Consider the following 23666-nt stretch of genomic DNA (forward strand, 5'->3'; position numbering starts at 1 on the left):
GAGTCGCCGAGATGACGCGCTACATCGATCGCCGGGTGCTGGTCACCGGGGCCGGCTCGGGCATCGGACAGGCATGCGTACTGCGCATCCTCGACGAGGGCGGACGCGTGGCCGCCACCGACATCAGCGAGGCCGGCCTGAAGGACACCGTGAGTCTGGCGGCCGCGGCCGGCGACCGGCTGGCGACGCTGACCATGGATGTCGGCGACGAGGAATCAGTCAAGGCGGGCGTCGGCGAGGCGATCGGCATGCTCGGCGGACTGGACACGCTCGTCAACGCGGCCGGGATCCTGCGGTCGGCGCGCCTGGAACACACCACGCTGGCCGACTTCGAGCACGTGCTGCGCGTCAACCTCATCGGCACCTTCCTCGTCACGCGGGAGTCCATTCCCGCGCTACGCACCGGAAACGGCCCGGCGGTGGTGAACTTCAGCTCCACCTCGGCGCAATTCGCCCACCCTTACATGTCGGCCTACGCCGCCTCCAAGGGCGGGATCCTGTCGATGACCCACACGCAGGCACTGGAGTTCGCCAAAGACGGCATCCGCTTCAATTGCGTTCAGCCGGGCTCGATCTCGTCGGGAATGACGGACGGCACCGGGCAGGCTCGACAGAGCGTGGGCCCCGGTCTACCTGACGACGCCGACTACTCGCTGTTCGGCAGGCTGCAGCCGATGCTGGCGATCGACGGAGGCGCGATGTTCGCGGACCCGTCCGCCGTCGCGTCGGTGGTGGCGATGCTCGGGTCCGCCGACGCATTCTTCGTCACCGGCACCGAGGTGCGCGTCGACGGCGGCACTCACATGTGACTCCAGAGCGCGCCGGTGATGACGTTCAGGGCCTCGAGCTGATCGCAGTAGTGGCCGGCGGAGGTCGCCGCCAGTGTGCACGTGACCGCCGTCGCCCCCATCTCGTCGAGTTCGCGGAGCCTGCGCGCGGCTTCCTCCGGATGCGCCGTCGGGTCGAGGGGCCCGACCGGCAGGACGATGTCGAAGCCCGGCGGGACATCCACCGCCGACAGCATCTCGGCGAGCGCCTCACCCCGCAACCCGAAAGGCATCCAGCCGTCGGCCAGTTCGACGGCCCGACGCAGCGAGCGCCGGGTCCGCCCACCCACCCAGATCGGCACGCGCGGTTGCACTGCGCACGGCTCGACGACCACGGAGTCGTAGCGGTAGAACTCGCCGTCGTAGGCCGGTCGATTCGTCGACAGGGAGGTGCGTAGCGCGCGCAGCGCATCGTCGGCGCGGCGGCCCCGGTCGTCGAACTCGGCCCCGAGGAGTTCGAACTCGGCCGCCAGGGACCCCACGCCTACCCCGAGGGTCAGCCGGCCGCCGCTGACCCGGTCCAGGGTGCCGTACCGTTTCGCGATCTCCAACGGGTGGTGGTAGCCGAGCACGATCACGGAGGTCGCCAGCCGGATCCGCGAGGTGCTCGCCGCGAGGAATCCGAACGTGGCGAGGGGATCCCAGTACACGGCACCACGGGCCGCGGCGTCGGCGGCAGGGACGGCCACATGCTCGGAACAGGTCAGATAGTCGAAGCCGAGGGCATCGGCCGTCTGTGCGATCGACCTCAGTTCGTCGATCCCCGCCTCGCGCTCCCACTCCGCAGCCACCCCGGGCACCTGGACGACCACTGGCGTGGACACACCGATTCGCATGCTGAGCTTTCTACAGGCGAACCAGGCGGAAGGGGTAGGTGAAGGTCCCGCCGGGGGCGCCGTCGCACCCGGTGGCGAAGGATGACGACAGGGTCCCCGAGCGGGTGACGTCGTCCCAGGTGTACACGTCGCGGGTCGGGATGACCGGCCCGTAATAGACGTTGCCGCAGCGTAATCCGTCGGGCACGTCCACGGTCATGGAGTAGCGCCCGTCGGCGAGGTGCGCGTCTGCCCGGAATGGGAACGCCTTCGCGACGGGCTGGGCGATCGCCTGCACCCGCAGACACTCGCCGGGGCACCGCGACACCGCCCACAGCCAGGTGTGGAAGTCATACCTGCCCTGGACCTGCATCTCGAAATTGCCGTACGGCGTCTCGGCCTGCGCCGCAGGTGGCGACAGCACCGCGGTCAACGCCAACACGATGCCCAGCAGCGCGCTCCTCACGCGTTCACCACCGGTCCGTAACGCTGGTCCGGATCCAGTACGCAGTGCGTCTTGGCGAACACCGTCACCATGCACTTGTTGTTGTGGTTGCACAGGCTGCGTTTCGAGGGTTGCTCGCGAATCTGGTTGACCAGATCCGGTTCTCGCAGCAACGCGCGTCCCATGGCCACGAAACCGAAGCCTTCGCGCATCGCTTCCTGCATGTGGTCGCGGGTGGTGATGCCGCCGAGCAGGATCAGCGGTGTGTGTTCGACGACCGGGACGAACTGACGCGCCGAGTCGAGCATGTACATGTCGCGGTAGGGGAAGGTCCCGAGCACCCGCTTGCCGACCATCCGAACGCCGAGGTTCATCGGCGGCGGCATGACGGCGGCGAATTCGTCGACCGGGGTGTCTCCGCGGAACAGGTACATCGGTTTGAACACCGACGAGCCCTGGGTGAGTTCGATCGCGTCGAGGTGGCGGTCGGTGTCGAGGAGCTGGACCACGCGCAGCGATTCGCTCAGCGCGATCCCGCCCCGCTTACCGTCCTCCATGCTGAGTTTCGCGATGACGGCGATGCGGCGTCCGACGACCTCACGGACCCGTTGGGCGATCTGCCGGGCGAACCGGGCCCGGTTGTCGATGCTGCCGCCGTACTCATCTTTGCGCCGGTTCATCAGCGGACTCAGGAACGAACTCGGCAGGTAGAGATGGCCGAGGTGCAGTTCGACCGCGTCGAACCCGGCGTCGGCGGCCACTTGTGCGGCAGCGCCGAATTGGTCGACGACAGTGCGGATCTCGTCGCGGGTGATCGGGCGGCAGTAGTCGAAGGACTGGGGATTGACGAACCGGCTGGGCGCCTTCGGGGTGACCTTGTTGACCTTGCGGGTGGCGACGACGCCGCCGTGACCGAGTTGCGCGGAGACCGCCGCTCCGGCCTCGTGGACGGTGTCGGCGAGTTTGCGCAGCCCCGGCACCGCACGCGGGCTCATCAGGATCTGGCCGGGTGCGCTGGCGGCGTCGTCGGCCACGGTGCAGTACGCGACGGTGGTCATGCCGACTCCGCCGTCGGCGAAGCGTTTGTGGAAGTCGATCAGATCGTCGGTGACCAGGCCGTCCGGGGACCGTCCCTCCGATGTGGCGGCCTTGATGATGCGGTTGCGCAGATGGACGGGACCGAGCATCGCCGGCTGCAGCGGGTCGACACCCGACATCGTCACTTCACGGCCCATGCGTCGGTTCTAACAGCGGGGCGCGGGCAAGGCGGGTCGTCCGTCCGCTCACCGGAACAGCGCACTACTCGGCTTCTTCGGCCCGGACCCTGCGCTCGATCTCGTACCAGTAGTCCTTGGCCAGCGACGGCTGGCCGTCCTCGCTGCCTGCGGAGGATTCGGCGAAGGACTCCGCGGCGGCGTCGAGGTCCTTGATCACGCTCAGGGCCAGCTCGCGTTCCGCGGCGTAGTAGCGTTCCGCCCACTGCAGCGCCACGCGGCCGTAGGCCCAGGCCGGTTCGGCCTCGGCCCACCGGGCCTCGGTGGCGGCTTCCCGCTGCATGCGGTCGGCGTAGGCGACGTGTTCCTGCATGATCTCCTTGAGCCGACGCGGGTTCGTCAGATGCCCGAAGGTCACCCGCAGGAGCGGGTTGTGCTTGAGCTGCGGTGGATCCACCGGCCCCTCGTCGGCCCAATCGCTCAGTGCGTCCAGACCCGCCTTGGTGATCTTGTAGAGCCGTTTGCTGCGTGCGCCACCGTCGGTTTCGACCCTCGACGTCACCAAGCCGATGTTCTCGAGTTTCTTGAGTTCGGTGTAGATCTGGCTGTATGCGGGGCTGCCGTAGAAGAAGCGCAGGCTCCATTCGGTCCACTTCTTCATGTCGTACCCGGTCAGTTCGTCCTGGTACGACAGCACGCCGAGCAGGGCCCAACCGGTTGCGGTCACGTTCGGGCCGTCGGCGGATTTCATCCCCTCAGGGTATCAACGGGCCGTGACCAGCGGCTTCGCGTGAACCACTGATCGGGACCGATGCTTGCCCGCCGGGCCACCGCCGGGGCAAGGTGAGCCCATGTCTGCATTCGACGAAGAGGTCGATGTTGTCGTCGTCGGCTCCGGCGGCGGCGTCGCGGGCGCCTACACCGCGGCCCGCGAAGGCCTGTCCGTGGCGCTCGTGGAGGCGACCGACCGCTTCGGCGGGACGACCGCGTACTCCGGCGGCGGCGGCATGTGGTTCCCGTGCCACCCGGTGGGCCGTCGAGCCGGGCTCGACGACACCCCGGAGGATGCGCTCGCCTACTTCCATCGTGTCGTCGGCGATCGGACGCCCTACGATCTGCAGCGGACCTACGTCCTGGGCGGTGCCCGACTCGTCGAATACCTCGAAGAGGACGACTGCTTCCGGTTCGCCGAACTGCCCTGGCCCGACTACTACGGCGCCGTCGAACATGCCCGCGCCGACGGCCGCCGCCACATCGTGCCGGTGCCGCTGCCGGCCGCCGACCTCGGACCGGTGGCCGCGCAGATCCGCGGGCCGCTCGACACCGAGCGGCTCGGACATCCGGCCCCCGATCTGCTGACCGGTGGACGCGCGCTGATCGGCAGGTTCCTCGCCGCACTCGCCCGGTTCCCGCACGCGCGGGCGTATCTGGGCGCACCTCTGGTCGACCTCATCGACGTCGACCGCGCGGTCGTCGGTGCGGTGGTCAACCGCGACGGCCGGGATGTCAGGATCCGCGCGCGCCGAGGCGTCCTGCTCGCTGCCGGTGGATTCGAGCAGAATCCCGAGATGCGCCAGAAGTGGGGTGTCCCCGGCAGATCCGAGGACAGCATGGGGTGCCCCGGCAACACCGGTATCCCCCACCGGGCGGCGATCCGGCTCGGCGCCGACACCGACCTGATGGACCAGGCGTGGTGGTCACCCGGCCTGGTCCATCCCGACGGCCGTTCGGCGTTCGCCCTCTGGTTCACCGGCGGCATCTTCGTCAACCAGCGCGGGGAGCGCTTCGTCAACGAGTCCGCGCCGTACGACCGGCTCGGTCGCGCCGTCTTGAGCGAGATCGACTCGGGGGCGATGACGCTGCCGTTCTGGATGATCTACGACGACCGCGAGGGGACCGTGCCCCCGGTCAAGGCCACCAACGTCTCGATGGTCGACACCGCGCGGTACGAGGACGCGGGACTGTGGCACACCGCGGAGACGCTCGACGCCCTCGCGCATCTGATCGGTGTGCCGTCGGAGGCGTTGGCCGCCACGGTCACCCGCTACAACGCGATGGTCGCCGACGGACACGACACCGACTTCGGCCGGGGCGACGAACCGTACGATCGGGCGTTCTCCGCGGGCAAGCTCCCCATGGTGCCGATCGACCGGCCCCCGTTCCACGCCGCCGCTTTCGGGGTGTCCGACCTGGGCACCAAGGGCGGACTGCGCACCGACACGAGCGCCCGCGTCCTGGACACCGCAGGCCGGCCCATCGCCGGTCTCTACGCCGCGGGCAACACCATGGCCGCCGTGAGCGGCACGACCTACCCCGGTGGCGGCAACCCGATCGGCGCGTCCCTGCTGTTCAGCCATCTCGCCGCGCTGGACATGGCCGGGGCGGGGCCGCGGTGAGCGATCCGCACGAACCGCTCACCGAATCCGTGCGGTCGTTGATCGACGCCGTCATCCGCACCGAAGTGGACTCTGACCAGATCGCCGCCGCGCACACCCATGTCACCGCGGCGCTGGAGATACTCGGCGCACAGTTGATGCCGGGTTCGTTCGGCGTTCGTGTGACGCCCGACGGATCCAGCGAACCGTGCGGCAACGTGCTGATCGGGCAGCGGAACGCGATCGCTCCACCGCTGACCGTCGACCGCGACGCCGACGGATTGGTCAGCACCGAGGTCGACCTCGGTGCTGCGTACGAAGGACCCGTCGGACACGTCCACGGCGGGGTGTGCTCGCTGATCCTCGATCACCTGCTCGGGGCCACCGCGCACCGGCCGGACGGGCCCGCGTTCACCGGCACCCTGCAGTTGCGATACGTCCGGCCGACGCCCCTTGGCCGGCTGCGCGCAGAAGCGTGGGTGGAGCATGAGGACGGACGCAAGACCTATGCGCGCGGGCGCATCCTGTGCGCGGGCCAGACCACCGTGGAGGCCCAGGGCGTGTTCATCCGACCGAAAGCGCACCGACCAGCCGGCTAGATCGGGTCGAACGCCGAGATGAGCCAGTGCCCATCGACTTTCGCCAGGCTGACCATGACGCTGCTTGCGCTCTGCGAGGCGTCCGGACGGTCCCGGCTCGTCGTCGTCTGGTTCACGAAGACCAGCACTTTCGCGGTGTCGGGGTGGATCTCGGCTTCCGCTGCCCGAACGACCGACGCCTCGGTGGCCACCGCTCGGTCCTTCGCCGCTGGGAGCAGGATCTCGTCGCTGAACTTGCCGTAGTAGTTCAGGAATTCGCCTGTCAGATGGGCTTTCGCCGACGCGAGATCGGCGTCGACGGTGTCGGGTTTGTAGGTGAGCAGCGCGACGGTGCCCTCCGACGCGGCCCGCACCGCCGACGAGGCTGCGGTGGCGTCGGTCTGCACATCGGTCCGGTACTGAGTCACATAGAGGATGACGGCCGATCCGACCGACGCCGCGGCGACCAGGACGGGCACGATCAGGCGCCAACGGGCCGACCGGATCCTGCTGCCAACGCTCACGGCACGAACTCCATCTTCGACATCTTGAGTTGTCCTGCGTCCCTGACGATGTCGACGCTAAGCCGCCATGATCGGGGTTGTCTGTCGGCGCCTGCGGCGTTGGTGACCGTCGACGTCGCGGTGACGAGGACCGTCGCCGAATCGTTCGTCATGGATTCCACGGCGGCGGCCTTGACCTTCACGTCCGTGACGACCTTGCCGTCCTGTGCGAGTCTGACGAAATCCTCGGAGGCAACCTTGAACTCTTCATGGAACTGGCCCGTCGAGTTGTCGAGGATCTGCTTCACGCTCTCCTCGGCCTTCGCGGCATCGATCGACATGAGCGTGAACGCAATCTGCCGCGCCGCGGCCGCGAACTCGACCGACTGCTGGTGTTGGCCGGCCGCTTCACGATGGTGCCACGCCATGTAACCGCTCGCTGCCAGTGACGCGGCGGTGACGAGCACGGCGAGACTCGCGACGACGGCGCTCCACCCGGGACGGCGAAACCTGCGTCGTGCGGGCGTCGAGGCGTCGGCGCGCATCCGCTCCGCGCGGGTATGCGCTGCTTGCGCGAGTGCCTGCGCCGCTTCGACTTCGGCGTCTTCGGCGTCCGCTTCTTCGGCGAGTGCGCGGTCTTCGATGGTGTCACTCACGGGTCACCAACTCCTCAGTGAACAGAGGGCGCCCTTGGGGCCCGAATGGGTGGAGACGACCACGCCGTCGACGGCGAGTTCACAGCGGAAGTTCGGCCGGTCGGAGCCGACGCCGCTGGTGGCGGTGACCATCGCCCAGCGGTCCGGTTCCACGAGGGTGGCCTCGAAGACCCACGGACGGCCCGGCTCGAGGACGACCTCCGCCTTCGGGCTGAACCGATAGGGGTTGTGGCTGTAGTCGGCCCACGTCAGCGGATCGACTGCGCGGTAGTAGATGTCGGCCTTGGTCGGTTGGTCGGCGGTGACGGTGTAGCGGACGTGATGAGGCACAGGCCCCTGCGCGGCGGTCTGCGGTGCCGTGCCGAGGAGCACGGCCGCGACCGCGGCCCATGTCAGCGCCGTGCGACTCACGCGTTGTCTCCACGCACCCAGAGGCTCTCACCGCTGGCGGCCACGCAACTGAGGAACAACCCGTCAGGTGCCTGTGCCACCGAATTCTCGAAGCCCGTGCAGTTGGTGTTCTCCACCCGGATGCCCTCCATGGGCGGTGAGCGGAAATACCGCGGCGCGTATCGGCGTGGTGAACCACAGAACACCAGCCGCCCCCAGTTCGTGGTGCCGAACACGTAGTGGCTGGTGTCGGCGCACGAAGCGCCGAGTGTCACGTTGCCGGCAATACCCGGAACGCAGCTGGGGTCCTCACATCCCAGCGGGTCCGCACCGGCCGGTGCGGCGGCCAGAACCGCCGCGGCGAGCACCATGGGGACGGCTGGGACGGTCGTGCGCACCGGCCCACTGTGACATTCGTGACGGCGACTGTGCGCCGATCGTCCCGCTCAGCGGCCGATGCGGCGCCGAGGTCGCCCTGGCCGCTGTTAGCGTCACGCATCGACGAGTGCTGAGGAGAGAGCCTTGCGGGTGTTGGGCATGGTCACCACGGTCGGCGCGCTGGCAGCTGCCGCGAGCCTCACACATCCACCGACCGCCTCCGCGAACCCGGAATGGGGTCTCAACGGCACCTATTCCGCCACGTCGAACGGCGAGTGGGCCAAGAAGAACGAGGTCTTCCGCGACGAAGTGACCGTCCGGGCCACCTGGACGATCGACACCGTGTGCAGCTACCCCACCGACTGCACCGGCACGGTGCGCAGTGACCAGGGCTGGGAAGCACCGATCTACAAGAAGGGCGGCATCTGGTACGTCAAGCACGTCGTGCCGCGCTGGGAGCCCTGCCCGGACGGTACGGCGGCCGACGGACTACAGGTGTTCCGGTTCGTACCCGTGGTACCCGACGGCAGCATGACCGACCCGGCCTCCACGACGCTGGTCGGTGAAGACCAGACGACCGGCCCCAGCGGTGCCTGCGGTATCAGCAGGCCGCTGTTCATCACCATGCCGTTCAAACTGGTCAAGCTGAGCTGACTCACGCCCCCGTCGGCAGCATGTCCTGCCACGTCTTACTCTGCCCTGCAACGGAATTCGATGCGAGCGCAGGCTGGGTGAACACCTTGCCGTCGGGGGTGGCGTACTTCCCGGTCTCCGGATCGTAGGTGGCGATGGCCACCGACGGCCCATTGGTACCAGCCGGGGCGAACGCGCTCGGCGCGACGGTCGGACCGCCGGGCGGCGGCGCCGCGGGACCCGGTGCCGGGGCTGGCGCCGGTGCGGGACCCGGGGGCGGACTCGGTGGCGGCATCGGGGTGCCGCCGACCGGACCGTAGATCTGCTCGTCGCGGTCGACCCGATCGTCCGGCGGGATGCCCTGTGCCACCAAGGACGGGTCGAACGGGTAGGGCCCCAGCGCATGCTGGCGCATGGCCAGCGGCTCGAACGGCTTGTCGCTGGCGCACTGTTCGACGGTGGCCGCCCGCTTGCCCGGCTGGGCCATGCACGGATAATTGCGGGCGCCGCGCACGCCGATCGGAGAGTCCTGCGGCAGTTTGCAGTACAGCCCGTCAGGCGTGTCGATATCGCTCTCGTCGTCCGGGGAACGCCACGACGACGGCGGCAGGAAGCCGACGGTGCAGGCGGGCGGATCATTGATGTTCAGCGTGAAGTCACCCAGCGACATGCCGGTCGGGTTGTTGCGTGACACGCCCACGGTCTGGGTCGCGGCCACGTACGGCGGAAGCAACACGAGCAACTGTTCGATCGAGGCGTGATAGGTCACCGCGACCTGGCCGACGGTGGTGAGGTTGGCCAACAGCACCGGCACCGTGGGCTTCACTGCATTGAACAGCCGCGACGCCTCGTCGGCGGCTCCCGCGCCGGTGCCGAGCAGCGTCCGCACCTGGGGGTCGTTGTCCACGAGCTGACCGGTGACACCGGCCATGCCGCGTGCCCAGGTGCGCAGCTGATCGGCGGTCTGCGCCTGGCCCTCGAGCAGCGGCCCGCTGTCGTCGATGAGCGAACGCATCTCTGCGGTCACGCCTTTCGCATCCCCGACGACGGTCGACGAGGAGTCGAGCATCGACCCGAGATCGTAGCCGGAGCCGTTGAGCGCCTTGGCCGACTCGTCGAGCAGTCCACTGATCTTGTCCTTCGGAACGCTGTCGATCATCGCGCTCACCTGGTCGAGCATCGGCCCGACCGCCTGCGGGATCGACGTGTTCTCCACGCCGATGACCGAACCGTCACGCAGATACGGGCCGGATTCGGTGCGGGGCTGCAGATCGACGTACTGCTCCCCGACCGCCGACACACTGCGCACCGCGGCGTGCAGGTCCGCGGGGATGTCCGATCCCGTGGTCAGCGACAGGGTGGCTTCGGCGCCGTTGCGGGTGGCGCGGACCTGCGTCACCTTGCCGACCTCGACACCGCGGTAGGTGACATTCGAGAACTGGTACAGCCCACCAGTTCCCGGCAGTTCGACGGTCACCGTCATCCGGCCGATCCCGAGCAGGGTGGGGGCCTGCAGATATCCGAAGACCATCACGCCCATCGCCACCACAGCGGTGACGGTGAAGATGATCAACTGGGTGCGGACGAAACGCGTGAGCATCAGTTACCCCCTGTGTCCGCGGAGGGATCTGCCTCCGCCGAGGACGGGTCCACGGTGTCGATACCGTCGGCCGTCTCCGTCAGCTCTGGAATCGGCGCCACCGCTGGCGGAGGCGTGACCGGGGCGTTGAGCGGATCCAGCGTGTAGTTGAGGTACCACGGGTCTCCGGGCGCGGGAACCATCGGCGTGCCTTCCTCCCCCCAGCGGGTGCCGAGGAACAGGCCGCGCTTGAGCCGCGGGATCGTGAAGTCGAAGATGATGAACTGGTTCATGTAGTCGCCGCGGATGGCCCGGTCGATGAAGCCCTGGGTGTAGGGGAACGTCGGGGCGTACGCGAGCGCCGTACCGAGGTTCGGCCCCACGTCGGCGAGCGCCTTGAGCGTCGGCTCGAGGTTCGTCAGGTTGCGCACCAGGTCGGCCTGGGTGTCCTCGATCATGCCGGTGGCCGTGTCGCTGAAGATCCGCAGCTTGTCCAGCGCGGTCGTGAGCCTGGGCCGTTCGGCGATCAGCACGTCGAGCGCCGGTGGAATGCGTTGCAGTGCCGACGTGATGACCTCGCGCTGTCCGGCGAGCGTGCCGGCCAGCCGATTGAGCGCCGCGATCGAGGCGTTGATGTCATCGCGCTGCCGGTCGAGCATGCCGATGAAATCGTTGAGTCGCACCAGCAGATCACGCAACTGGCCCTCGCGGCCGTTGAGGGTCGCGTTGAACTCCCGGATGATGTCACCGGCCTGGCCCAATCCACCGCCGTTGACGACCACGGACAGCGACGACAGCGTCTGCTCCGTCGACGGATACGTCGAGGATCTGTCCAGCCCGACGGTGCTCCCGGGCTGCAGGCGACCACTCGGCAGCGCGCCCACCGGCGGATCCAACGCCAGGTGCATCGATCCGAGCAGGCTGGTCTGGCCCACGGTGGCGACCGCGTTGGCGGGGACGACGACGTCGGGCTGCACCGTGACCTCCACGTCGGCGTGCCAACCCCGCAACGTCATCTTCCCGACGGTGCCGACCACCACGTCGCTGACCAGCACCGGCGAATTCGATTCCAGGGTACCAACATTGGCCAGCTGGACGTGATACGTCGTCGCCCCGGATCCGGTTCCGACGGTGCCCGGCAGCGGGATCGAGTTCAGACCGTCGAAGGTGCACCCGGAGGCGACGACCGTCACGCAGGCGGCGACCGCGGCCACGCGGCGGGTCGAACGACGGCCGATCATGCGGGTGGGCCTTGCTGCGGAGGGGCCGGCGGCACCTCGGCGGGCAGCAGCATCTGGGGCAAGGTGGCCGGCGGTGACGCTGGCGGCGCCGGCACCCCCGCGGGAACGGGTGCACCGGGGAACAACGCCGGTGTCGGGTTCGCCGGAAGCCCGTTGGGTGCGTATGCGCCCGGCGGGCCGGGCGGCGTTCCCCAGCCCGCCGGGGGTGGGACGTCGCCGGCTCCGGTGAAGGCGGACACGGCGGGCGGTACCTCGGGCGGTGTCGGGCTGCCCCCGGCGCCACCGGGCGCCAGGGCCGGGTCCGAGTAGACCAGGTTCTCGGGGCTGGGCGACTTCTTGAGGTACGCGTTGATCGGCATGGGCAGGTAGTTGAAGTTCAGCAGGCTCAGCGCGGGACCGAGGTACTCCGAACAGATCCTGGCCGTTTCGGGCGCCGTCGCATTGCGGACCGCGCCGATCGCCGAACAGATGAGCTGGACCGGGTTCGCGAAGTTGCCCATCGCGAATCCACCGAGCATCGTGCCGGTATCGGGGTGATAGATGTTGTACCCGTTGCCGATTGCGTTAGGCGCGACGTGGAGCACGTTCTCGAGCGTGACGCGATTGTCGGCGACGTTCTGGGTCACGTTGGCCAGACGCTGGATCTGCTCGGCGGTCTGATCGCGGATGCCCGCGATGAACCGCTGCACTTCCCCGACCGCCTCGGAGAGGTGCGTCAGTGCCGAGTCCATCTCCGCTCGGCTGCCGTCGACCACGCTGCTGACGGTGGCGAGACGGTCCTGGAACTGGACGATCTGCACGTTGCTGTCCCGCAGCCCTGTCACGAAGACCTGCAGGTTCTTGATGACGTCGACGATGTTGCCGCTGCCGTCGGCGAGGATGCGCCCGACTCCCGAGAGTTGGGCGATCGTCTCCCGCAGCTTCTCGCCGTTGCCGTCCATCGCATTGGCCGCGCTGTCGATGAACCGGCTGACCGAGGTGTCGGACACTCCGCTGGTCGGGCCGAGTTCGGTTGCCAACCTGGTCAACTGTTCCTTGACCTCATCCCACTCGACGGGTACCGCGGTGCGTTCCACGCCGATGACGGCGTCGTCCGGCAGCACCGGACCGCTCGACTCGTAGGCCGGGGTGAGCTGAACGTAGCGGGCGGCGATCAGGTTGGGCGCCACGATGATGGCCTTGGCGTCGGCCGGGATGGGCACGTCACGGTCGACGGCGAGGGTGAACCTGGCCTGTTCGCCCACGGGTTCGATGGCTTCGATCTTGCCGACCCGAACGCCGACGACACGCACCTCGTCACCGGGATAGATCGATGTGGCGGAGGTGAAGTAGGCGGTGATGATCCGCGGCGCGAAGAACGCCTGCCGCACGAGGACCGCGATGCCGGCGACCAGCAACGCCACCAGCGCTACGGTGAGGACCTTGGTGAACTTGGTGCGGCCGATCATCGCGAACCACCCGGGATGCCGTTGTAGGGGAACGGGAATTCGGCGCGCGGACCGGCATTGTCCGGCGGTTGGCCGGCGTTGACGCCGCGCCGGTACCCGAGCGCGTAGTCGAGGAACGGCTGCAGCGCACCACCGGGCAGCAGGTTGCCGATGAACGCGTTGTAATAGAACCCGTTGTTGACCGCTTCGCCCTGTGTCACCTGATATTTGGCGAGTCCGTTGAGGGCTTTGGCGATGTTGTCACGGTTGCGTTCCAGCATCTCCGATACGGAGTTGAGCTTCTCCAGCGTGGGCGCCAGTTCCTGTTCGTTGTCCCGCACCAAACCGGTGAGCTGCTGCGACATCGCGGAGGTGTTCGCGAGCAGGTTGACGATCGCGTATCGGCGCTGTTCGAGGACCGCGAGTAGATCGTTGGCGGACAACAGCAGCGTGTTCACCTGCTGGCTGCGTTCGGACAGGATTCCGGTGACGTCGGCGGCGCCGGCAAGCAGGTCGCCGAGTGTCTCGTCGCGGTCGTTGAGGGACCGGGAGAGCTCGGTCAACCCGTCGAAGGTCGGGCCCAGCTGGGGGGCCAGCCGGTCGATCGTCTCGGACAGGGTGTCGAGTGACTGGTTCAACGTGGCCGTGTCGGTGTCGGCGGTGTTGGCCGTGAAATCGCTGACCGCCTCGGTCAGCGAGTAGGGCGAGGAGGTCCGCGACAGCGGAATGGTCCCCATCGATTTCAGAGGTTGAGCGCCCTTCGGTTCCAGGGTCAGCATCCGCTCGCCCAGCAGCGTGCCGGTGCGGATGTGCGCGGTCGAATCCGCACCGAGGCGCACCTTGCCGTCGAGGGAGAAGGTGACCAGCGCCTTGCCGTTGTCCAGTACGACATCGGAGACAGTCCCGGCCGTGACGCCGGAGACCTTGACGTCGTTGCCGGCGGCCAGTCCGCCCGCCTCGGCGAACACCGCACGGTACTTCACCGACGTCGCCATCGCCCACAGCTGCTGGGGCTGCAGGCCGACGACGATGACGAGCACGATGAGCACCAGGCCGATGAAACCGGTACGAATGAGCTGTTTTCCACGGTATTTCAGCATCAGGGCTCCGCACACCTTCCGGTGTCTTGCTTGATCCACGGGAAGTACGCGGTGCGTCCCTGCAGATCGGTGACTCGGACGGACAACCCACAGAGGTACTGGTTGAGCCAGCTGCCGTAGGCGCCGAGGCGCACCAGCTTGCGGTAGTTGGCCGGCGCCTTCTGCAGGGAGATGTCGAGCAGCTCCTTGTCCTTCTCGAGAAGCGGCGCGATGCGGTTGAGCTGGTCGACCGACCCCGCCAACGGCGGCCGGGCCTCGGTCATCAGATCGGCCAACGATGCGGTGCCGTTGTCGAGGGACTCGATGGCCGCGCCGATCGGGTCGCGCTCCTGCGCGAGGCCGGTGACGAGCTCTTCGAGGCGCGCGACGGCGCCGGAGAACTTGTCGCCGTCCCGCGACATCGTCTCCACCACGGTGTTGAGGCTGTCGATCATCTGCCGGACCGTCGCGCCGTTGGCGGCGATCGAGTTGGCGAACGACGAGGTTTTGGCGAACAGGGACTCGATGTCACCGCTCTGGCCCTGCAGGATCTGGATCAGCGAGTGGGTCAGCGCGTTGACGTCGTCGGGGTTGAGTCCGCGGATCACCGGTTTCAGACCACCCAGCAGCAGATCGAGGTCGAGTGCGGGTTCGGTGCGGTCCTTGGGGATTCGTGATCCCGCGGGTTGGATCTGCGTCGGTCCGGGTCCGTCGATCAGTTCGAGGTAGCGGTCGCCGACGAGGTTCAGATAGCGCACCGCCACCTTTGTCCCGGTGGTCAGTACGACGTCGCTGCCCGCGTCGAAGTCCACCACGACCGTGTTGTCCGGTTGCAGTGAGACGCCGTTCACGGTGCCGACCCGGAGTCCCGCGATCCGCACGGAGTCACCGGATTTCACGCTCGACGCGTCGGTGAACACCGCGGAGTACTCGCGGGCCGACCCGGCCCGGTACTGGCCGAAGATCGCGAACAGCGCTGCGGTGAGAAAAATCATCACCACGGCGAACACACCGAACTTGACCACCGTGGGGCCGAGCCGCCTCATCCTGGCTGGCCGATCTGCGCGGTGTTGCGGGGCGGTCCGTCGAGGGGGCCGAACAGCATCTGTTTGAGGCCTTCGGAGTTGAGCAGGATGCCCTGGTTGCCGTACTGCGCCGGGTTGGCGTCGATGTCCGAGACGACGTACGGAGCGCGGGTCTCGTAGCCCACGTCGGGTAGGCCCACGCACTGCGGACCGCCGCGCGCCGCCACCTTCGGCAGGTTCTGCGGGTACCGGTAGCGCTCGGTGCCCAGGACGAACGAATCCAGCAGCAGCACACCCGGAACCGGCGGTGGCGGAGCCATCGCCAGCGGCAGCATGCCGGCCAGACCGCAGTTCAGCGCGGTGTGGTACTGGTTGGTCAGATCCAAGGTCGGCACCAGCAGGCGCATGACGTCGGCGAAGGCGCCGCGGTTGGTCGCCACGACGTCGTTGCCGACATCGGCGAGCCCGATGGCGCTGACCAGCAGGGCGTCGAGGTCGCTCTGGCGCTCCACCAGGGTGTCACTGATGCGCGACGCGTTGTCGGCGGTGGCGAGCAGATCGGGCGCGGCGTCGGCGTAGGCGTTGAGAACCTGTGGGGCGACGGCGATGTCGCGGCTGAGGTTGTCCATGCTGGGGTCGAGGTCGGCGAGCAGGGTGTCGAGGTCGGCCAATGTCTGGCCGAACTTCTCGCCGCGGCCGGCCAGGCCCTGAGACAGCGCGCCCAGCGTTTCGTTGAGCTTGGCCGGTTCGATCTTCGCCAGGACGGCCACGAGTTGTTCGAAGATGGTGTTGATCTCGACGGTCACGTGTCCGGCGTCGAGCACCTGCCCGGCGCGCAGCGGGTCGGACGAGGGCTCGGCCGGGGGCACCAATTCGACTGCCTTGGAGCCGAAGACCGTGGTCGACCCGATGTTGACCAGGACATTGGACGGGATGATTGCGAGTTGGGACGGATCCATCGCGAGCTGGATGGCCGCCCGGCCGTCGGGCAGCGCCTCTATGGCGGCGACCTTGCCGACCTGGGCGCCGTGCAGTTTGACCTTGGCATCGGGGTTCATCACCAGCCCGACGCGGTCGGACACGACCGTCACCGTCGCACTCCTGGTGAACGACCCGTTGAACAACCCCACCGCCACCGCGACGGTCGCGGCGATGCACACCACGGTGAGCGTGCCGGCCACATTGCGCGCGGAAATCGACTTCATCACCACAGCACGCCTATCCCGACAGGTTGAAGTTGCCGTTGGAGCCGTACACGGACAGCGAGACCAGTAGCGTGACCGCAACGACGACGACCAGCGAGGTGCGGACCGCGTTGCCGACGGCCACCCCGACACCGGCCGGGCCGCCGGTCGCGAAGTAGCCGAAGTAGGTGTGGATGAACAACACCGTGAGCGCCATGAGGATCGCCTGCAGGAACGACCACAGCAGGTCGATGGGGTTGAGGAACGTGTTGAAGTAGTGGTCGTAGAGTCCGCCGGACTGGCCGAACAACACCACCGTGGTGAACTGGGAGGCCAGGAAGGACAGGATCACCGCGACCGAGTACAGCGGTGTGATCGCGATCATCCCGGCGATGATGCGGGTGCTCACCAGGTACTCGATGGGGCGGATGCCCATCGTCTCCAGTGCGTCGACCTCTTCGTTGATGCGCATGGCGCCGAGTTGAGCGGTCACGCCGGCGCCGAAGGTGGCGGCCAGGCCGATCCCGGCGACCACCGGTGCGGAGATCCGGACATTGATGAAGGCGGCGAGGAAGCCGGTGAGCGCCTCGATGCCGATGTTGCCCAGCGAGCTGTACCCCTGAACGGCCAGGGTGCCGCCCGCGGCGAGGGTGAGGAACCCGACGATGACGACCGTGCCGCCGATCATCGCCAAAGTTCCTGCGCCCATGCTGATCTCGGCGATCAGCCGGATGATCTCCTTGCGGTAGTGCATCGCCGCATGCGGTATCCCGGCCAGAGCGCGGCCGTAGAACAGGATGTGGTCACCGAGGCGACCCACCAGCGAGGCCGGCTTCCTGAACTGGCTGACGACGCGGGGGTAGGCCGCTCCCAGCGTAGTGAGTGCACCCATCCCCTAGCCCGCCGTCATCCGGATGCCGATGGCGGTGACGACCACGTTGATCACGAACAGCGCCATGAACGCGTACACCACCGTCTCGTTGACGGCATTGCCCACGGCCTTGGCGCCGCCGCCGCTGATCGTCAGGCCGCGGTAGCAGGCCACCAGTCCGGCGATCAGACCGAACAGCGCGGCTTTGACACAGGAGATGATGACCTCACCGATCCCGGTGAGCAGGGTGATGCCCGCGGCGAACGCACCGGGGTTGACGTCCTGCACGAACACCGAGAAGGCATAGCCGCCGACGATGCCGATGATGACGACCAGGCTGTTGAGCAGCAGTGCCACCAGACCAGATGCCAGCATGCGAGGAGTCACAAGGCGCTGAACAGGATTGATGCCCAGCACCTCCATGGCCTCGATCTCCTCGCGGATGGTGCGCGAGCCGAGATCGGCGCACATCGCGGTCGCCCCGGCACCGGCGACGATCAGCACGGTCACCAGCGGGCCGACCTGGGTGACCGCACCGAAGGCCGCACCGGCGCCCGACAGGTCGGCGGCGCCCAATTCACGAAGGAGGATGTTGAGGGTGAAGCTCACCAGCACCGTGAACGGGATCGCGACCAGGAGCGTCGGCGCCAGGGAGACCCGCGCGACGAACCACGACTGCTCGAGAAACTCCCTGGCTTGAAACGGGCGCCGGAACGCGAACCGCACCGCGTCGATGGTCATGCCGAACAGACCGCCGACCGCCTCCAGCGGACGATCCAGATCTGAGCGGTTCACCAGTACTCCTCCTCGTTCCCGCCGAGCGCAGTCGCGGGACTGTGACTTGACGGGCAACAGTGGCATCCGGGTGAGCAGGGGCACACGTCCCGTCCCGCCCATCGGGATGACGCACGCGCCGGGACAGCGCCGCGGAGCAGACGCGTAGGCGGCAGCCAGGCGACGTATGATGAAATTAGAAATTCTTATTGCGGTAAAGGATCTTTAGCTGTACTGATGCCAGCACTATTCGTACCGTCGAACTCGTGTCCTCTCCCGTCGCCTTCGGCTTCCTGTCGTCGCTCACGCTGATCGCCGCGATCGGCGCGCAGAACGCCTTCGTGCTCCGCCAGGGCATCCGGCGTGAACATGTCGCGGCGGTCGTCGCGCTGTGCACGGTCTCCGACATGGTGTTGATCGTCGCGGGCATCGCCGGCTTCGGCGCCCTCGTCACCACGCACCCCGCCGCGATGAACATCGCGCGATTCGGCGGCGCTGCGTTCCTGATCGGCTACGGCGTGCTCGCCGGCCGGCGCGCCCTGCGACCGTCCGCGCTCACCCCGTCCGAGGAGGGCCCCGCCCGCCTCGTCGGCGTCCTCGTCACATGTGCGGCGATGACCTGGCTCAACCCGCACGTCTACCTCGACACCGTCGTTCTGCTCGGCGCGCTGGCCAACGAGCACAGCGACGAACGCTGGCTCTTCGGCGTCGGAGCGGTCACCGCGAGCGCCGTGTGGTTTGTCAGCCTCGGATTCGGCGCGCGGCGCCTCGCCGGGCTGTTCTCCTCGGCGGTGACGTGGCGGGTGCTCGACGCGCTGATCGCTGTCACGATGATCGCCCTCGGTGTCACCGTGGCGCTCGGCTGAGCGGCCGCCGTCGTCCGGACGCCGCTTTCCGGCGTGAGATTGTGACGAATACTGCCCATCAGCGAATTCGCGGCGTACCGTGGAAGGCGGCCTGGGGCTCTCCTGAGCGGTCGTTCTCCCTAGCGCCGCGGAGGGGGAGTTCCAGGCCATTCAAGGCGCTTTCGCGCCAGCGCATGTGTCTCGTCAGTCACATCAGCCACATCTGCCGCGGCAGGAACATCGGTGCGCGGCAAATTCTGACAGTCCCGCCGATTCCGTGGGCCCAGGTTTGCGAACGACATCGACGGGTGACTATGTCTTATGCGCACCCCGAAAGCCGTATTCATCACCGGCGCCGCCGCCGGCATCGGTCGCAAGACCGCCATCGCCTTCGCCCGCAAGGGGTTCACCGTCGGAGCGTTCGACATCGACGACGTGGGGCTCAAGACGCTCACCGAAGAACTCGACCGGGTACAGAGCACCCTGATCACCGGTCACCTCGACGTCACCGACAGCGACGAGATGAGCCAACGCCTCGAGGAGTTCACCCAGGCCACCGGCGGCCGCCTCGACGTGATGATCAACAACGCCGGCATCCTGCGCGCCGGGCGGTTCGAAGAACTCGACCTCGCCGGCCACTTCAAGGAGATCGATATCAACACCAAAGGCGTGGTGACCGGCCTCTACGCCGCCTTCCCCTATCTGCGCACCACCCCCGGCTCGGTCGTCGTCAACCTGGCCTCGGCCAGCGCCATCTACGGTCAGGCCGAACTCGCCAACTACAGCGCCACGAAATTCTTCGTCCGCGGCATCACCGAAGCCCTCGACCTGGAATGGAGCCGGTACGGAATCCGGGTGATCGCGATGTGGCCGCTGTACGTCCAGACAGCCATGACCGACAACATCAAGACAGGCACCACGGAATCGCTCGGCATCCGGCTGACCGCACAGGACATCGCCGACGCCATCGTCGCCGCTGTCGAACCGTCCGCGCTGCGCCGCGCGCTGCACCAGGTGCACTTCCCCGTCGGCGTGCAATCCAAGGTGCTGGCCTCCGGTGCCCGCTTCTCCCCCGCGTGGCTGACCAGGCTGGTCAACAAGAAACTCGCCCACTCCTGACGTTGGCCTCACGATGAGCGCAACCGGTGCCCGCCGACGCGCGCGCCGGTACCTTGCGCATCCATGAACGAGGATTGGCTGGCCGTGATCGTCGGCCTCACGCTGCTCGCGCTCGTACTCGTCGGCGCCATCCCGGGCAGCGTGATCCCGTGATGGAGCAGACCACCGAGGCGCCCGCCGGCGACCGTCGCTCGGCCGGCATCGGTTACGCGGTCGCCGGGGTGCTGGTGGTGCTCGCGCTCGGCGCGGCCACCCGCCTACTCGAAGCGCAGGTTCCCCGGTGGGCGAACGGCACATCGTTCGAAGGCGTCGCCAAGTCGATCGAATTCCCGGTCTACGCCATCGCTTTGGGCCTGCTCGGCAATGTCGTGCTGAGCCGGCTCGTGTTACGCGACGCTCTCGCGGGGGGATTCCGCACCGAGTTCTTCATCAAGACCGGCCTGGTCCTGCTCGGCGCGTCGATCAACCTCAAGGTCCTCGTCACCGCTGCGGGGCCGGCGATCGTCCAGGCGCTGCTGCTGATCTCCATCGTCTTCGGATTCACGTGGTGGCTCGGCGGTCGCCTCCGACTCGAGGACAAACTTCGCGCACTGCTCGCCTCGGCGGTCTCGATCTGCGGGGTCAGCGCGGCCATCGCCGCCGCAGGCGCGGTCCAGGCCAAACGCGAACAACTCGCCTACGCCGCCTCGCTGGTCATCGCGTTCGCGCTGCCGTCGATCTTCCTGCTGCCCTGGCTGTCCCGGGTGTTCGGACTCCCCGACGCCGTGGCAGGCGCGTGGATCGGCGGCAACATCGACACCACCGCGGCCGTCGCCGCCTCCGGCGCCATCGCCGGTGAAGACGCGCTGCAGATCGCCACCATCGTCAAGACCACTCAGAACGCGCTCATCGGCATCGTCGCGATCGCCCTGACCGCGTACTTCGCGCTCAAGGTGGAACGACGAAGCGCACACGACGCGCGGCCGACGGTCGGCCAGTTCTGGGAGCGTTTCCCGAAGTTCGTGCTGGGCTTCATCGCCGCATCGATCATCGGCACCCTGTTCTTGCAGTGGGGCGGCGACAAGTCGGCGATCACCACCGTCAACGACCTGCGCACCTGGTTCCTGATCTTCGCGTTCGTCGCGATCGGACTCGAGTTCTCGCTGCGCGGCCTGCGGGAGGCGGGCTGGCGTCCGGTCGCGGTGTTCGCCTCGGCCACCGTGGTCAACATCGTGGTCGCGCTCGGGCTCGCACTCGTGTTGTTCAGCGGCTTCGAGGCGGGTTAGCGGTTACGCTCGCCGCGTGTCTTCTGCCTGGTCGCGGCGTGACTTCCTGGCCGTGGCCGCCACGCTCACCGGCTCGGCGGTGCTCGCGGCCTGTTCAGGCGACGAACCCGGCACCGTCGCAAGGGACGGCTCGGTCACCGTCACCCACGCGTTCGGCGACACCCGCATCCCGGGGCCCCCGGCCCGCGTAGTGAGCGCCGGACTCACCGAACAGGACGATCTGCTGGCCGTCGGTGTGGTGCCGATCGCGGTCACCGACTGGTTCGGCGGAGAGCCGTTCGGCGTCTGGCCGTGGGCGCGAAGTCAATTGGGGCAGGCCCAGCCGACCGTGCTCAGCCTCGCCGACGGGATCCAGGTCGAGGCGATCCGCGGGCTGAATCCGGATCTGATCGTCGCGACGAACGCCGGCCTCGACGCCGACACCTACGCCACGCTGTCGAAGATCGCGCCGACGGTGGCGCAGAACGGACCCGCCTTCTTCGCGCCGTGGAAGGACCAGGCCACGCTCATCGGCCAGGCCGTGTTCAAGGCCGACGACATGCAGACGGCCATCGCGCGCGTCGACGAGCGGTTCACCAACGCCGCGTCGGCCAACCCGCAATTCGCCGGCAAGAAGGCGCTGCTGCTGCGCGGACCGCTCTTCCGCGACAGCGTGCAGGCCGTGCCGCCCGGTTGGCGTACCGACTTCCTCACCCAGATGGGGTTCACCGTCGCCGACCCCGGCGGGCCGCTCATCCCCCGCGACCGGATGTCCTCGGTGCTCGACGCCGCCGATGTGCTGATCTGGACCACCGAGAGCGAGCAGGAACAGGGCGCGCTGTTGGCCGATCCGGCCATCGCGGGCCTGAAGGCCGTCGCCGGAGGTCGCACCATCTTCACAGACAAGGAACTCGCCGGCGCCATCGCTTTCGCCTCCCCGCTGTCCTATCCGCTGGTCGCCGACCGGCTGCCCCCGCTGCTGGCCCAGATCCTGGCCTGAGGTGACCGGGTGGTGACCGCGCCTGCCAGAATGGCGCGGTGACCGAGACAGTCCACCGGGGGTCCGCGGCGGTGGGTTCCGCCTTCTACCCGACGTTGGTGGCCGTGTTCACCGGGCTGGTGCTGATCTCCAACGTCGCCGCCACCAAGGGCGTGGCCTTCGGGCCGCTGCTCACCGACGGCGGCTTCCTCGTCTTCCCGCTGACCTACGTCATCGGCGACGTGCTGAGCGAGGTGTACGGCTTCCGCGCCGCGCGCCGCGCGGTGTTCATCGGCTTCGCCATGCAGGCGCTCGCCGTGGTCGTGCTGTGGACGACCGTGCGGCTGCCCGGCGCACCCGACTACGCCAACCAGGAGGCGCTGGCCACAACGGTGTCCGCGATCACCGGGCTGGCCGTTGCCGGGCTGTCGGGCTTCCTCGTCGGCCAGCTCGTCAACGCCTGGGTGGTCGTCCGGATCAAACAGCGCACCAAGGAACAGCATCTGTGGGCCCGGCTGCTCGGATCGACCGTCGTCGGGCAGTTCGCCGACACCCTGGTCTTCTGCGCGATCGCCGCACCGATCATCGGCTTCGGCAACATGGGTTCGTTCGCCGTCTACGCGGCGATCGGCTGGATCTACAAGACCGTCGTCGAAGCGGCGCTTCTGCCGGTCACCTACCGCGTGATCGCGGTCATCAAACGCCGGGAACCGACCTACGAACCCGCGATCTGAGCCTTCCCTAAAACACCTCTGGCAAGGCTCCTCAAGGAGCAGCCGCCGACGTTACCCGGCGGTAGCTTTGGGTATGACCGCAGCACCGGATGTGATGGACCCGATGGTTCTGGGCACAGTCCTCGATTACGGCGATCACGCACTGCTCCTCCAGTTCGACAGCACCGCCGAGGTATTGGCGTGGTCGGCCACCGTCCGCGACGCCGCGCTGCCCGGCGTCGTCGACATCGTGCCCGGCGCCCGCACCGTCCTGGTCAAACTCGACAGCCCGCGCTACCAGGCGCCCACCCGGCAACGGCTGGCCGCCCTGCGGCTGGACCGGGACGCCCTCGAGGACTCCGCCAGCCCGGATGACCGCACCGCCGACGTCGTCATCGACGTGGTCTACGACGGGGCCGACCTCGCCGACGTCGCCCGGCTCACCGGCCTGGACCCCGACCAGTTGGTCGCCGCCCACACCGGGACGCTGTGGCGGGTCGGCTTCGGCGGCTTCGCACCGGGATTCGCCTACCTCGTCGGCGGCGACGAACGCCTGCAGGTTCCGCGCCGTGACGAGCCGCGCACCAAGGTGCCCGCCGGCGCCGTCGGACTGGCCGGCGAGTTCAGCGGGGTGTACCCGCGGGAATCGCCCGGTGGCTGGCAGCTGATCGGACACACCGACGCCGTGCTGTGGGATGTCGACCGCGACGACCCCGCGCTGCTCACCCCGGGCGCGTGGGTCGAGTTCCGCGCCGTCGGATGAACCGGACGA

General features: G+C 68.1%; 26 protein-coding genes. 10 read left to right on the forward strand and 16 right to left on the reverse strand.

The window, feature by feature from the left end:
- Nucleotides 1-11: 11 nt before the first annotated feature.
- Nucleotides 12-809 carry an SDR family NAD(P)-dependent oxidoreductase gene (locus G6N30_RS19320; protein ID WP_134058121.1) on the forward strand — a complete coding sequence of 266 codons (798 nt, stop codon included), beginning with the start codon at nucleotides 12-14 and terminating at the stop codon, nucleotides 807-809.
- Here the strand turns inward: G6N30_RS19320 and G6N30_RS19325 are convergent.
- From G6N30_RS19325 to G6N30_RS19340, 4 genes are all read right to left on the reverse strand, one after another.
- Nucleotides 800-1663 (reverse strand): LLM class F420-dependent oxidoreductase, encoded by an 864-nt coding sequence (locus tag G6N30_RS19325; protein WP_134058123.1) that lies wholly within the window; start codon nucleotides 1661-1663, stop codon nucleotides 800-802. The two genes, G6N30_RS19320 and G6N30_RS19325, sit on opposite strands and share 10 nt — an antisense overlap.
- A gap of 10 nt (nucleotides 1664-1673) precedes the next feature.
- Nucleotides 1674-2096 (reverse strand): hypothetical protein, encoded by a 423-nt coding sequence (locus tag G6N30_RS19330; protein ID WP_134059234.1) that lies wholly within the window; start codon nucleotides 2094-2096, stop codon nucleotides 1674-1676.
- A gap of 8 nt (nucleotides 2097-2104) precedes the next feature.
- A complete protein-coding gene (locus G6N30_RS19335) occupies nucleotides 2105-3322 on the reverse strand; it encodes an NADH:flavin oxidoreductase (RefSeq protein WP_134058125.1) in 1218 nt (405 codons plus the stop codon).
- Between the two features lie 64 nt (nucleotides 3323-3386).
- On the reverse strand, nucleotides 3387-4052 hold the full coding sequence (locus G6N30_RS19340; protein WP_134058127.1) for a PadR family transcriptional regulator: 666 nt from the start codon (nucleotides 4050-4052) through the stop codon (nucleotides 3387-3389).
- A 100-nt stretch (nucleotides 4053-4152) separates the two neighbouring features.
- Between G6N30_RS19340 and G6N30_RS19345 the strand changes: the two genes are divergently transcribed.
- Nucleotides 4153-5697 carry an FAD-binding protein gene (locus tag G6N30_RS19345; RefSeq protein ID WP_134058129.1) on the forward strand — a complete coding sequence of 515 codons (1545 nt, stop codon included), beginning with the start codon at nucleotides 4153-4155 and terminating at the stop codon, nucleotides 5695-5697.
- On the forward strand, nucleotides 5694-6275 hold the full coding sequence (locus G6N30_RS19350) for a PaaI family thioesterase (RefSeq protein ID WP_134058131.1): 582 nt from the start codon (nucleotides 5694-5696) through the stop codon (nucleotides 6273-6275). Before G6N30_RS19345 ends, G6N30_RS19350 begins: the two co-directional genes overlap by 4 nt.
- Here the strand turns inward: G6N30_RS19350 and G6N30_RS19355 are convergent.
- The 4 genes from G6N30_RS19355 to G6N30_RS19370 are packed head-to-tail and all read right to left on the reverse strand — an operon-like array spanning nucleotide 6272 to nucleotide 8174.
- The gene (locus G6N30_RS19355) at nucleotides 6272-6778 is read right to left on the reverse strand and encodes a twin-arginine translocation pathway signal (protein ID WP_234880273.1); all 507 of its coding nucleotides are present in this window, start codon (nucleotides 6776-6778) and stop codon (nucleotides 6272-6274) included. The two genes, G6N30_RS19350 and G6N30_RS19355, sit on opposite strands and share 4 nt — an antisense overlap.
- Nucleotides 6775-7413 (reverse strand): Rv1363c family protein, encoded by a 639-nt coding sequence (locus tag G6N30_RS19360; RefSeq protein WP_134058133.1) that lies wholly within the window; start codon nucleotides 7411-7413, stop codon nucleotides 6775-6777. Before G6N30_RS19360 ends, G6N30_RS19355 begins: the two co-directional genes overlap by 4 nt.
- Before the next feature lie 3 nt (nucleotides 7414-7416).
- Complete coding sequence (locus G6N30_RS19365; protein ID WP_134058135.1) at nucleotides 7417-7824, reverse strand: Rv2576c family protein; 408 nt, start codon at nucleotides 7822-7824, stop codon at nucleotides 7417-7419.
- On the reverse strand, nucleotides 7821-8174 hold the full coding sequence (locus tag G6N30_RS19370) for a hypothetical protein (RefSeq protein ID WP_179965644.1): 354 nt from the start codon (nucleotides 8172-8174) through the stop codon (nucleotides 7821-7823). Before G6N30_RS19370 ends, G6N30_RS19365 begins: the two co-directional genes overlap by 4 nt.
- Nucleotides 8175-8340: 166 nt before the next feature.
- Between G6N30_RS19370 and G6N30_RS19375 the strand changes: the two genes are divergently transcribed.
- Nucleotides 8341-8835, forward strand: coding sequence for an Rv2253/PknI dimerization domain-containing protein (locus G6N30_RS19375; RefSeq protein WP_134058139.1), 495 nt, complete (start codon nucleotides 8341-8343; stop codon nucleotides 8833-8835).
- Between the two features lies 1 nt (nucleotide 8836).
- On the opposite strand, the gene G6N30_RS19380 is transcribed toward G6N30_RS19375, so the two are convergent.
- The 8 genes from G6N30_RS19380 to G6N30_RS19415 are packed head-to-tail and all read right to left on the reverse strand — an operon-like array spanning nucleotide 8837 to nucleotide 17961.
- A complete protein-coding gene (locus tag G6N30_RS19380) occupies nucleotides 8837-10414 on the reverse strand; it encodes an MCE family protein (RefSeq protein ID WP_134058141.1) in 1578 nt (525 codons plus the stop codon).
- Nucleotides 10414-11634 carry an MCE family protein gene (locus tag G6N30_RS19385; RefSeq protein ID WP_134058143.1) on the reverse strand — a complete coding sequence of 407 codons (1221 nt, stop codon included), beginning with the start codon at nucleotides 11632-11634 and terminating at the stop codon, nucleotides 10414-10416. The genes G6N30_RS19380 and G6N30_RS19385 overlap by 1 nt, the downstream gene beginning before the upstream one ends.
- The gene (locus G6N30_RS19390; RefSeq protein ID WP_134058145.1) at nucleotides 11631-13082 is read right to left on the reverse strand and encodes an MCE family protein; all 1452 of its coding nucleotides are present in this window, start codon (nucleotides 13080-13082) and stop codon (nucleotides 11631-11633) included. The genes G6N30_RS19385 and G6N30_RS19390 overlap by 4 nt, the downstream gene beginning before the upstream one ends.
- Nucleotides 13079-14161, reverse strand: a complete 1083-nt coding sequence (locus G6N30_RS19395; RefSeq protein WP_134058147.1) for an MCE family protein — start codon at nucleotides 14159-14161, stop codon at nucleotides 13079-13081. The genes G6N30_RS19390 and G6N30_RS19395 overlap by 4 nt, the downstream gene beginning before the upstream one ends.
- Nucleotides 14161-15186: an MCE family protein gene (locus G6N30_RS19400; RefSeq protein WP_134058149.1), complete on the reverse strand. Its 1026-nt coding sequence runs from the start codon at nucleotides 15184-15186 to the stop codon at nucleotides 14161-14163. Before G6N30_RS19400 ends, G6N30_RS19395 begins: the two co-directional genes overlap by 1 nt.
- Nucleotides 15183-16370: an MCE family protein gene (locus G6N30_RS19405; protein ID WP_134058151.1), complete on the reverse strand. Its 1188-nt coding sequence runs from the start codon at nucleotides 16368-16370 to the stop codon at nucleotides 15183-15185. The genes G6N30_RS19400 and G6N30_RS19405 overlap by 4 nt, the downstream gene beginning before the upstream one ends.
- A gap of 13 nt (nucleotides 16371-16383) precedes the next feature.
- A complete protein-coding gene (locus G6N30_RS19410) occupies nucleotides 16384-17241 on the reverse strand; it encodes an MlaE family ABC transporter permease (RefSeq protein WP_134058153.1) in 858 nt (285 codons plus the stop codon).
- A 3-nt stretch (nucleotides 17242-17244) separates the two neighbouring features.
- Nucleotides 17245-17961 (reverse strand): MlaE family ABC transporter permease, encoded by a 717-nt coding sequence (locus tag G6N30_RS19415; protein WP_234880301.1) that lies wholly within the window; start codon nucleotides 17959-17961, stop codon nucleotides 17245-17247.
- A 299-nt stretch (nucleotides 17962-18260) separates the two neighbouring features.
- Here G6N30_RS19415 and lysE point away from each other — a divergent pair, with 299 nt between their 5' ends.
- The 6 genes from lysE (at nucleotide 18261) to G6N30_RS19450 (ending at nucleotide 23657) form a co-directional block, all read left to right on the forward strand.
- Nucleotides 18261-18860, forward strand: coding sequence for an L-lysine exporter (gene lysE / locus G6N30_RS19420; protein ID WP_134058156.1), 600 nt, complete (start codon nucleotides 18261-18263; stop codon nucleotides 18858-18860).
- A gap of 300 nt (nucleotides 18861-19160) precedes the next feature.
- Nucleotides 19161-19958, forward strand: a complete 798-nt coding sequence (locus G6N30_RS19425) for an SDR family oxidoreductase (protein ID WP_134058158.1) — start codon at nucleotides 19161-19163, stop codon at nucleotides 19956-19958.
- A gap of 152 nt (nucleotides 19959-20110) precedes the next feature.
- The gene (locus G6N30_RS19435; RefSeq protein ID WP_134059241.1) at nucleotides 20111-21223 is read left to right on the forward strand and encodes a YeiH family protein; all 1113 of its coding nucleotides are present in this window, start codon (nucleotides 20111-20113) and stop codon (nucleotides 21221-21223) included.
- Nucleotides 21224-21239: 16 nt separating this feature from the next.
- The gene (locus G6N30_RS19440) at nucleotides 21240-22202 is read left to right on the forward strand and encodes an ABC transporter substrate-binding protein (RefSeq protein WP_134058160.1); all 963 of its coding nucleotides are present in this window, start codon (nucleotides 21240-21242) and stop codon (nucleotides 22200-22202) included.
- Nucleotides 22203-22240: 38 nt separating this feature from the next.
- A complete protein-coding gene (locus G6N30_RS19445; protein WP_134058162.1) occupies nucleotides 22241-22915 on the forward strand; it encodes a queuosine precursor transporter in 675 nt (224 codons plus the stop codon).
- 73 nt (nucleotides 22916-22988) lie between these two features.
- Nucleotides 22989-23657, forward strand: coding sequence for a 5-oxoprolinase subunit B family protein (locus G6N30_RS19450; protein WP_163687679.1), 669 nt, complete (start codon nucleotides 22989-22991; stop codon nucleotides 23655-23657).
- Nucleotides 23658-23666 lie beyond the last annotated feature (9 nt).

Source organism: Mycolicibacterium litorale (genome assembly GCF_010731695.1).
Taxonomy (GTDB): domain Bacteria; phylum Actinomycetota; class Actinomycetes; order Mycobacteriales; family Mycobacteriaceae; genus Mycobacterium; species Mycobacterium litorale.